This is a genomic window from Escherichia sp. XD33 (assembly GCF_019375075.1).
GTDB classification, from domain to species: domain Bacteria; phylum Pseudomonadota; class Gammaproteobacteria; order Enterobacterales; family Enterobacteriaceae; genus Enterobacter; species Enterobacter flexneri_A.
The window spans coordinates 1-10,224 of sequence record NZ_JAENDM010000081.1 but is presented as its reverse complement, the minus strand read 5'-3'; the positions used below and the strand labels follow the sequence as shown (position 1 = coordinate 10,224).

8 protein-coding genes and 2 pseudogenes are annotated in these 10,224 nt (G+C 38.6%); 5 read left to right on the top strand and 5 right to left on the bottom strand.

Going from position 1 to position 10,224, the window contains the following annotated elements:
• Positions 1-127: 127 nt before the first annotated feature.
• From K0778_RS27915 to K0778_RS23730, 3 genes and pseudogenes are all read right to left on the bottom strand, one after another.
• Positions 128-727 (bottom strand): annotated as a pseudogene (locus tag K0778_RS27915) (transposase); the annotation flags it as partial.
• A 165-nt stretch (positions 728-892) separates the two neighbouring features.
• Entirely contained in the window at positions 893-1,849 is a 957-nt protein-coding gene (locus tag K0778_RS23735; RefSeq protein ID WP_001293214.1) for a replication initiation protein, read from the bottom strand.
• 598 nt (positions 1,850-2,447) lie between these two features.
• Positions 2,448-2,936, bottom strand: a complete 489-nt coding sequence (locus K0778_RS23730; RefSeq protein ID WP_063084439.1) for a conjugal transfer protein TraD — start codon at positions 2,934-2,936, stop codon at positions 2,448-2,450.
• On the opposite strand from K0778_RS23730, the gene K0778_RS23725 reads away from it, so the two are divergent.
• Positions 2,930-4,024 (top strand): MobA/MobL family protein, encoded by a 1,095-nt coding sequence (locus tag K0778_RS23725; RefSeq protein ID WP_153449126.1) that lies wholly within the window; start codon positions 2,930-2,932, stop codon positions 4,022-4,024. The genes K0778_RS23730 and K0778_RS23725 overlap by 7 nt on opposite strands.
• A 12-nt stretch (positions 4,025-4,036) precedes the next feature.
• Positions 4,037-4,621: a hypothetical protein gene (locus K0778_RS23720; protein ID WP_039052609.1), complete on the top strand. Its 585-nt coding sequence runs from the start codon at positions 4,037-4,039 to the stop codon at positions 4,619-4,621.
• A 201-nt stretch (positions 4,622-4,822) separates the two neighbouring features.
• Here K0778_RS23720 and K0778_RS23715 read toward each other — a convergent pair whose 3' ends face one another.
• On the bottom strand, positions 4,823-6,049 hold the full coding sequence (locus K0778_RS23715) for an oligosaccharide flippase family protein (protein ID WP_063084438.1): 1,227 nt from the start codon (positions 6,047-6,049) through the stop codon (positions 4,823-4,825).
• A gap of 171 nt (positions 6,050-6,220) precedes the next feature.
• Here K0778_RS23715 and K0778_RS23710 point away from each other — a divergent pair, with 171 nt between their 5' ends.
• The 3 genes from K0778_RS23710 to K0778_RS23700 are packed head-to-tail and all read left to right on the top strand — an operon-like array spanning position 6,221 to position 9,275.
• A complete protein-coding gene (locus K0778_RS23710; RefSeq protein WP_063084437.1) occupies positions 6,221-7,336 on the top strand; it encodes a hypothetical protein in 1,116 nt (371 codons plus the stop codon).
• Positions 7,333-8,142, top strand: coding sequence for a glycosyltransferase family 2 protein (locus tag K0778_RS23705; RefSeq protein WP_000788525.1), 810 nt, complete (start codon positions 7,333-7,335; stop codon positions 8,140-8,142). The genes K0778_RS23710 and K0778_RS23705 overlap by 4 nt, the downstream gene beginning before the upstream one ends.
• A complete protein-coding gene (locus K0778_RS23700) occupies positions 8,142-9,275 on the top strand; it encodes a glycosyltransferase family 4 protein (protein WP_063084436.1) in 1,134 nt (377 codons plus the stop codon). Before K0778_RS23705 ends, K0778_RS23700 begins: the two co-directional genes overlap by 1 nt.
• Before the next feature lie 261 nt (positions 9,276-9,536).
• Here K0778_RS23700 and K0778_RS23695 read toward each other — a convergent pair.
• Positions 9,537-10,102, bottom strand: a pseudogene (locus tag K0778_RS23695) (IS3 family transposase); the annotation flags it as partial.
• Positions 10,103-10,224: the final 122 nt, after the last annotated feature.

The window sequence follows — 10,224 nt, the reverse complement described above, 5'->3', positions numbered from 1 at the left end:
GCCATGGCTTTTCAGGAAGTCAGGGCTATCAGAATGGCCTTAGAAAGCCTAGTCAAAGAGCTGTCACGAGAACACCGTTAGCTTAGCGTACGATTTTTTCCGAATTCTGCGGTTCCCCCTTAGACGCCTTCTTATAACGATGGACAGGTTGCTGACAGCTGATAATATTGAGCGCTTTCATTAGCTTTGTTGCCCGTCAGCGGCTCAGTTTTATACCTTTGGTGGTGACCATCGCGGTAATGCTTCGCGCTCCTGCTGAGCCGTTACTTTCGCGATAAACTTCACGCACAAGGCTCAGTAATGCCACTCTCGTGGCGTCAGGCTTCCCGTGCTGCCGCCAGTATTTATAACTGCTGCGATGAACCCCAAACACGTTGCACACAATGGCAACAGGAAACTGCGCCCTGAGTTTCTCAACTAATGAGAATTGTTTAGGGAGTCTGACATCAAGGTCTCGGTAGCATTTTTTAATATATCCCTTTCCATTTCAACACGTTGAAGTCTTTTCTTTAGCTCGCGTATTTCAATCTGCTCAGGTGATGGGTGAAGTAGTGGGGGATTTTCCCGCTCGCTCTCCTTTCAGTTGTCGAACCCATTTGTCCATTGTGGATTTGCCGACGTTCATTGCCGTAGCAGCGGCGGCAACGGTGTAATGCTGATCGAGTAAAAGCTGGGCAGCTTCGAGGCGAAACCCGGGGCTAAAATTGCGTCTGTTACGTCCGGTCATAATGTCACCTGTTTTTACTGCGAAGTGATGATATCACCTCTATTCAGGTGGCCAAATTCAGTATGCCACTACAGTTTTCCTTGCTTAATATAGCGATGTATTGTTGCTCTGTTTTTTCCAGTTAGTCTGGCTGCCTCTGTAACTGATATCAGTGCCATAGATACCTCATATCCGCCCGTATTTAGCCAGAATTTTCTCTAGCGTAGTTCGTTGTTTTTGAGTTAGCCATGTAAATGAGCCGTTAAGATCGTACTTGCTTTGCATATCGCTCAGGAATTTTGCTTCAAAACTAGTCAGTTGAATTTTTGCAGTTAAAGCATCATGCAATGTTGTTTTTAGCCCCTCATGAAGACGATTTTCAGGCGTTAAACGGATTGTCTTATCTTCTTTTTTTGATGCGGGATCTTTTGCTAGTTCAGTCACAAGGTCAATTTGTTTATCCAGTTCAACTTGAAAGATTAGTGTGTCAGCAGGACGACCGCGTTTTTCAATAGTCAACTTCATATTGCTGTAAGTGTTTAAGTCATTTGTAACTGGTTTTAGGATCCAGCGATTCAATTCTGCATATAAAGGGTAGTTTTTTTCAAGCATGAGCATAAACTTAAATTCCTTGATACTTATCTCAATGTTTCCCCTATGCGTTTTTCTTTGTGAAAGCTCCTTTAGTAACCATTCATATATTCGCATTGAGTATTTATTTTCAAAGGCTTTAACATGCTCAAGGTTGTATTTAATGAATTTTTTTAAATGAAATAAAAGTGGTTGAATATATGAGCTAAATACTAACGTTACAGTTTGTTCTTCTCTATTGAACTCAGCGTATTCCGTCCAATTGAAAATTCGTTTAGAAACTGCTCCTGTAGGATAAATTAATTCAACAGAGCGTTTAAATAAATCACTAGTTGCACTGTTCAATCTTCCCCAAGCATTTTCATAACTTAAGCCCATAGTGCGTGCATATTCAGAACATGAGAATTTAACTGTTAATTCATCCCTTGTTGGGTTTTCAATTGTAGGGTTCAACTTTGCAACGCAAAACAGAATTAGCTTGGTTTCATGTTCAGTTAGATCATAACGGCTTACTGCTAATTCATTTGCTTTAAACACAACTAATTCAGACATGCTAATCACCATTATGTAGTAATTTAAATCGCTACATGAATCATAATGATGTAGCGATTTAAATCAACTACATTTTTTCGGGTTTGATTGTGAATAACCTAATTTTTCCTACATCTTTCCCACTGCTAGCCTAATTTTTCCTACATCTAGCCTAATTTTTCCTACATTTAATGCTTTTTTTTTTATTAAAAAACAATAAGTTAAAATTATTAGAATAAAGAAAGAATAAATAAAAGATAAAAAAAGAATAGATCCCAGCCCTGTGGATAAATCAGAAAATTGCCGTCGATTTGCCGTAGTTAAAAGGATGTCGCAAACAACGTTTGCTCCTTTTCAAGACAAACCTAAAACACCTAAGTAGCTCCCTCGCTTTGCTCGGGCAACGCGCTGCCCCTTTCTTTTGTCTCCGACCATCCAGCCACAGCGCCGCTGTTTTTTTCGTGTCATTGGGTTCGCTTCGCTCACGGCTCAATCAGGAAGGTGGTTGTTTGCGCTTCTGTGCCATGTTTTCAGTATTAGGTGATAAATTCCATTATCAAACCAACAAAACCTCGCCACGGACTTTCTGTGGCGTTTTAGAGGGTATTAACACTGTGCTCTAATCTTCCTTTTTCTGATTGAGTAATACCTGCCCCTTCAATTTCCATTCTTCCCATTTGGGATTATCACGGGATAATTCATGCAAGCTGACTAATGCACCCAGTAGTTTTGCGGGGTCATCTACCGGTTTACCCGTTTGACTGTCCACTAACCCCGCCATGATGAGTAACCCCGCTGATTGATAAAGGGCATGGTCACGTGCTTTACGGGCAGCTTTGGCTTCTGCACGCTTCTCTGCTTGAATAAGATTCATTACCTTTGTGCGGGCTTCCTGGGCTTTTTCTGCTGCCCGCTCCGCCTGAATTAACAATGAGAGCGTTTTTATTTCTTGGGCGGTTTTATCCGCTTTATCGTGCAAAATCACCAATAAGCGTTGTGGCTCATTCGGTGATTTTAAACCACGGATAGTTTGCACTCTGTCTGTGAGCCATTTTGCTTGCCGTTCAGAAACGGTGCGCGCTTGTAGCGGGCGAAAACAGCATGGCATCTTATCATCTCAGCGTTAAAACCGGCGGGAAAGGCAAAGCCGCTTCCCATGCCGATTATATTGCGCGTGAGGGAAAATATGCCCGTGAAAAAGATAATGACCTTGAGCATCAAGAGTCCGGTAATATGCCCGCATGGGCAGCGCATAAACCGTCCGAGTTTTGGAAAGCCGCTGACACGTTTGAACGTGCCAACGGCTGTACCTACCGCGAAATTGAAATTGCCCTGTCGCGTGAATTTACACCCGCACAACGCCTTGAACTGGTTCGCGATTTTGTTCAACAGGAAATTGGCGACCGGCACGCTTATCAATTTGCCATTCATAACCCCAGAGCGGCGATTGAAGGCGGTGAACAACCGCACGCGCATATTATGTTTTCTGAACGGCTTAATGACGGTATCGAGCGTGACCCGCAGCCCTATTTTAAACGGGCTAACACGAAAAACCCTGAACGGGGCGGCGCAAAAAAGGTGCGGTTCGGCGAAACCCCGACCGAACGCAAGGCATACCTTATCGCCCAGCGGGAACGCTGGGCTGACTTACAGAATAAGCATCTTGAACGGTATCAGCATATCGACCGCGTTGATGCGCGTTCCCTGAAAGCACAGGGGATTGAGCGTGAGCCGGAGCGACATTTTGGCGCAGGACAGGTCAGGCAGTTTGAACCCGCGCAGTTACACGCCCTGATGGAGCGCAGAGAAGCGGAGCGACAGGCTCAGCATTGTCGTGATGAATGTAACAGCGTGATTGATGTTACCACCACGCTACGGGAAGCCCTCAGCGAGCGTGATAATCTGACACTGAAACACGAGCAGACGTCAGAGCCTCAGTTGAAAGCGACTTCAGACAAAGCGTTTGATTTTGAAAAAGAGTCTGACAAGTTGAACGCACTGGTCAGTGATGCCATGAAGGACATACAGGAAGAAATCGATCTTCAGACCCTTGTTAACGATGCGATGGCGGAGTTTCAGGGCATTCATCAGGACATGGTTAAGGCTGAGCAACAGCGTCAGCAGGAAAAAGAACGGCAGCGACTCGCCGAGCAGAAACGACAAAAGTCCGATAAAGGCTGGTCATTTTCCCGATGAACAGGATTTTGTATGAGTGATGAGATTAAAAAAATTGCGGCGCTGATTGGGCATCAGCAAGCGCAGGAAAAGCGTGTGGCGGCGTTGATTGAAGAATTTCAGGCGGAATCCGCCAAATTAAGCCGCCAAACAGCACAATTGGCTCAGGTGATCCATGAATTGGACAGTGCCTCCGGTAAGATGACCGACACGATCAGGCGATCGGTGAATGCAGCCTTAACTCAGGTTGAAAAAGAACTCAAACAAACGGGATTGGCGCAGCAGAAACCCGCCGTCAATGCGCTGAATCAGGTGGTTACAGCAGCTAATGAATCCGTGAGTGCAATGCGACGTGAAATGTCCCGTTATACGTGGAAGTCTGCCATTTATATCGCATTGACGATATTTGCGGTGATGGGCGGGTGTCTTTGGGGAATGTATTATTTTATCGACAGCGGTTATGACCGAATTGCAAAAATGCAGCGCATGGAAGCGGTCTGGCAAAAAAAAGCCCCGCTGGCTGATATCTCCACGTGTGACGGAAAACCTTGTGTGAAAGTGGATACAAGGCAGTCATATGGTGATAAAAAAGACACTTATCTGATTATCAAACAATAAAAAAACGGCGCTGAATACGCCGTTTTCCCGTGCAAGTCGTCAAAGTAGCGAGGTGGTTTTGAGCGGTTCATGGTTAGGATTAGAGGAGCCATTTTCTCCCAGAGTCTATCACTGATTTGCCACTTGTTGCCTGCCATACGTTGCCCTCAGAAATTATCGTAATTCATTATATTATACGATAATTCCTTTTGGGATAGGCTCTTAGTTTTCTTTGAAAAAGAAATAGGTCAATATCACAAAAGTTATTATTTCTGATAGTAAAATTGACATCACTATTCCTATAGTACCAAACAGATAAATAAATAAACACGCAGTGAACGAAATTAGCATTATATTAACGAGTGTTATTTTTGTGATAAATTTCTCTTTATTTATTGGAATGAACCATAGAATTGTAAGTGACAACACCCATGACCTTAACGGTATAACCCAAATAATAGTCTTAATTAATGGTATCGCTCTTTCGTATTCAATACCAAAAACAAAAAAAATTATTTTATCGGAGAAAACAAAAACAAAAAAAGAAAAAATTAATGATAAAAATAATAATATTGCTGATATGTTAAGGATTGTTTTTTTTATGTGGCGTATATTGTTTTTGCTATCACTAAGATTTTTAACGAAATGCGGATATGCCACGTTTAGCATTGTTATCATTAATGTTGTTATAACCTTAGTTACTTTTTCAGATGGAACAAAAAAACCAACAGATTTAGCCCCCCCAAAAAAACCTAATAATGATGATGACATGGTTATCATTATTCCTTGTGAACTTTTATACAAAAATACACTAAACCCATCTTTAATTTCATTAAGCGCTCTTTTAATATTAATTGCTCCTACTCCCGACAAATAAAAAACAACAGCAGTTGATATTAATGTATTTAGCGCTCCTACCATTGATTGAATGGCTATTGTGGTTTTTGCGTCACTCGGGGAGTTAACAAAAATAACAATGAGAATTAAACCTGTCACTCTTAGTAAAAGATCGAGTATTGCGGGGAAAATTATATTTCCTATTGATATGTAATACCAGAACGGAGTGAATCCAAAAGATAAGATAAATAAAATAATCCATACAAACCAATTATTAGGTATAGATATTCCGCTAGATGTTGTGTATATTAGGGTGAGAGCTAAAATAATAGGTATAATACTAAGAATTATCTTAGCAAGAAAAACATCTGTTGAAATTTGTGAAATATATTTATCATCTTTCCTTCCTGCGATTTTTTTCACAGCACTGAAATTGAATCCATACTCAATGAAAACAGAAGCCATTATGGAAATAGCTAAAACATATACAACTTTTCCATATTCATCAGCCCCCAGTCTTCTGGCAAGCAATGGCAGTTCGATCAAGGGGATTAGAAGGCCGCCAATCTGAGATGCCATTAACCAGAAAGCATTAGAAAAAAGTCTGTTCATAAACAATATCATCTGTTAAAAATGTTGAGTGAGGCATCATGTTTATGATATTATAGAAGAATCTTATTTACAATAAAAATAACCAGTTGAATCACTATGTGTTTTTATCTATACATTTGCACTTTTCCTTTTATATTGTGGTCAGTTATGGGAGGGAATAAACAGGTGGTCATGGGAGTCAATAGTGATCATGTGGTTACAGTATACACTCTCTTTTCCTGTACACTATTAGGTTGCTATTGGCTTATAAAAAGAAAGTCTTTTATAAAAAGATCACATATTTTTCTCCTATGCTTAGTAGTTGCTTACCTTGTCATTAACATTTTTGTATATAATCATAAATCTATCACTCTAATTACTAGTCATGCTGTATATATAGTAATATCTATGTGGTTTATTTTCTTCTTTAAAAGAAAACCAATACATTTATCATATTTAATTGCTTTAGGCCTGCTTTTTGTTAGCTCTTTTTTGTTGATTAAATTATTTCAACTTGGCTTTGGTGACTGGGGACGTTTAACGGTTCCTGTTTTTTATGATAACTCATGGTCTTATTTTCCTTTGGGTTATGAAAGTTCAAGTGACCCAAATGTGTTAGCTTTTATGTTATGCATTGGCTCAATCTATATGTTTTTCACATTGCCAAATAAATACACAATTAATATTATATTCATATTGTCAATGATGTGTTCATTTTTGACCTTATCACGGAGTTCTTTTTTATCTTTTTTTATTTCCTTTCTTATTGTAAGTGTTTATTCATTCTTTGTGCTAAAGAAAACACAGCTAAGGTTGTTGGCACTAATTATGATTTCACTTGCAATGTCTTTTGTAGTGATGAAAAACATTCCCGCTGTAGTGACTGAGAATAATGGAGCTTCATTTGTCACAGAACCAAATATAACAGAACGAATAGTTAGTAAAGCAAGTAATAGTGATAGAATAGCCAGATTAAAAAATGCTATTGTTGAAATAAGTAATCTAAAGACAATGTTTATTGGTAATGGTATTGGCTATAGTACATTAACACAGGATCCACATAATTTTTACTTATCAACTATTATTGATTCCGGTATTTTGATATTAGCAATTGTAATGATGGTGCTAACAAAACCATTATTAATGGTTTCAAGAACCCCCGCAAAATCAAATGTTATTTTGGGGTGTATGTTCTTGACTATATACTATATGTTCATTTCTCTTTTCTACTGGCAAGTGAGAGTCCTATACTTTGTTATTATATTATTATTTACCTTTGTAAATATAAGTAAGAAGAGCGAGCAATGAAAAACCATAAGGTTAGTATTATCATCCCCTGTTTTAATAACGAAAAAACTATAGAAAGATGCGTTCTTTCCGCATTAAAACAAACCCATAGAAATATAGAGATTATTTGTATAAATGATGGATCGTCAGATAATAGCTGGAATATTTTAAAGAAATTAAGCTCATTGTATGGAAATGTTTTTGCTTTTAATAATGAGGATAATTCAGGGCCGTCATTTTCCAGGAATAAAGGAGTTTCACTATCCACGGGGCATTTTTTGTCATTTTTGGATGCAGATGATTACTGGCATCCAAAAAAACTAGAATTACAACTATCATTTATTAATGATGAAAACTTGGATTTTTTAGGTTCAACGTGTTCCATTGGTGAGAAAAATAACCAAGAAATTAACCAAGAAATTAAAAAAGAACATTTAAAATTAAAAATAATTTCATTTAACATGATGTTGTTTAAGAATTATTTCCAGACTCCAGCCGTCATTATGAAAAGAGATATTTTTATTCCATTTAATGAGAATCAGCGTTTTTCAGAGGACTACATGTCATGGCTTGTTATCGTTTATAATAAAAAAAACAAATGTGGATTAATATATGGAAGGGATTTGGTTTTTCTCGATAAATTTAACTTTGGAGTGTCAGGGTTGAGTGGTAATTTATGGTTGATGGAGAAGTGGGAGTTAAAAAATATATTTAACTTCTTGTTGAAAGGTAAAATAATGGCAGTGCCTGCGATCTTGTTTTCTTTGATAAAATATGGAAGAAGATGCGCTTTAACAAAGAAAAATAAAGGTAAGGGTAATAAATAATGAAGATCTCAATAATAGGGAACACAGCAAATGCTATGATTTTGTTTAGATTGGATTTAATAAAAACACTAACCAAGAAAGGGATTTCAGTCTATGCTTTTGCTACTGACTATAATGATTCATCCAAGGAAATAATAAAAAAAGCAGGCGCCATTCCTGTTGATTATAATTTAAGTCGCAGTGGTATTAACCTTGCTAATGATTTATGGAATACTTACTTATTAAGTAAAAAACTAAAGAAGATAAAACCAGATGCTATTTTATCTTTTTTTTCAAAGCCCTCTATCTTTGGATCGTTGGCTGGTATTTTTTCAGGCGTTAAAAATAATAACGCTATGCTTGAGGGGTTAGGTTTTTTATTTACAGAGCAGCCACATGGAACTCCGTTAAAAACAAAGTTACTTAAAAATATCCAGGTTCTCCTGTATAAAATAATATTTCCACATATCAACTCATTAATACTTCTTAACAAGGATGATTATCATGACTTGATAGATAAATACAAAATAAAATTAAAATCTTGCCATATTCTTGGTGGCATTGGTTTAGATATGAATAATTACTGTAAAAGCACGCCACCAACAAATGAAATATCATTCATTTTTATAGCTCGTTTGCTAGCAGAAAAAGGAGTCAATGAGTTTGTTGCTGCCGCAAAAAAAATAAAAAAAACACATCCCAATGTTGAATTTATTATACTTGGCGCTATAGATAAGGAAAACCCCGGAGGGTTATCTGAATCTGACGTAGATACTTTAATTAAATCAGGAGTTATTTCTTATCCCGGATTTGTTTCTAATGTGGCTGATTGGATTGAAAAATCAAGCGTATTTGTTCTTCCTTCCTATTATCGAGAGGGAGTTCCTCGTAGTACACAAGAAGCGATGGCTATGGGGAGACCGATTTTAACTACTAATTTACCAGGCTGCAAAGAAACAATTATTGATGGTGTGAATGGATATGTTGTAAAAAAATGGTCACATGAAGATCTTGCAGAAAAAATGCTGAAGTTAATTAATAATCCTGAAAAAATAATCAGTATGGGAGAAGAAAGTCATAAGTTAGCAAGAGAAAGATTCGATGCAAATGTAAATAATGTAAAGTTATTAAAAATACTAGGAATTCCTGATTAATAAACGAAAAGCGGCTCTGATTCATTCGGAACTAAGAACCTATCTCAATAGGAGCTAAATTCATGACCTTACCCAGCCATATCGATGTTTAAAAGTCAGGCTGTATGAGGTTTTGGTTACAGTGATAATATATTTTTATGCGGTAATTAATCCCTATTGAGATAGGTTCTAAACTGCCGTTATATCAGTGTTAGAGCCTATTCCAATACAATTTTATTCCAGTCGATTATGCTGTATGCAAAATACAACATTGTGTAGTGGTCAACAAAAACTGGCCACGGCTTTAGAGTTTTTCAAGAACAATCGTTCTGATTCATTCGGCGTCAAACCACCATTATATTGATGAGGTCTGAGCTGGCTGTAATATCCTGTGATGTAATTCGTTATTGCCATGCTGGCTTGGCTAAAATTAGCGTAGCCATTATCCGGTACCCACTCTGTTTTCAGGCTTCTGAAGAACCGTTCCATTGGGCTGTTATCCCAGCAATTTCCCCGGCGACTCAGACTTTGCTTTATCTGATATCTCCACAGTAACTGACTGAAATTCCTGCTGGTATAGTGGCTGCCTTGATCCGAGTGATACAGTAAATTATCCGGTTTTCCCCGTGCTTCCCAGGCCATCGACAGGGCTTTAGCTGTCAGTGCTGAATCAGGGAAAAATGACATCGCCCAGCCAGCTGGTTTACGGGAAAACAAATCGAGTACTACACCAGATAAGCCCGGCGTTTTCCCGTCCAGATATAAGTCACATCACCGCACCAGGCGTGATTAGGCTCGGTAACAGCAAACTGGCGATCCAGATAATTAGGGATCTCAATGTGTTCCTTAGAGGGGAGCCCGCAGAATTCGGAAAAAATCGTACGCTAAGGTTTTCCGGGCATCCGTAAGGGCCGAAACTTCCCGTCTTCCAGTCTGCGGCTCTGCCGCCAGACGTAATCGCCGGTTAGGT

Bases quoted from the DNA above. Each gene is read 5' to 3' on its own strand.
- K0778_RS23705 (WP_000788525.1), top strand. From the start codon at position 7,333: ATGAAAAACCATAAGGTTAGTATTATCATCCCCTGTTTTAATAACGAA.
- K0778_RS23735 (WP_001293214.1), bottom strand. From the start codon at position 1,849: ATGTCTGAATTAGTTGTGTTTAAAGCAAATGAATTAGCAGTAAGCCGT.
- K0778_RS23720 (WP_039052609.1), top strand. From the start codon at position 4,037: ATGAGTGATGAGATTAAAAAAATTGCGGCGCTGATTGGGCATCAGCAA.
- K0778_RS23725 (WP_153449126.1), top strand. From the start codon at position 2,930: ATGGCATCTTATCATCTCAGCGTTAAAACCGGCGGGAAAGGCAAAGCC.
- K0778_RS23715 (WP_063084438.1), bottom strand. From the start codon at position 6,049: ATGAACAGACTTTTTTCTAATGCTTTCTGGTTAATGGCATCTCAGATT.
- K0778_RS23700 (WP_063084436.1), top strand. From the start codon at position 8,142: ATGAAGATCTCAATAATAGGGAACACAGCAAATGCTATGATTTTGTTT.
- K0778_RS23730 (WP_063084439.1), bottom strand. From the start codon at position 2,936: ATGCCATGCTGTTTTCGCCCGCTACAAGCGCGCACCGTTTCTGAACGG.
- K0778_RS23710 (WP_063084437.1), top strand. From the start codon at position 6,221: ATGGGAGTCAATAGTGATCATGTGGTTACAGTATACACTCTCTTTTCC.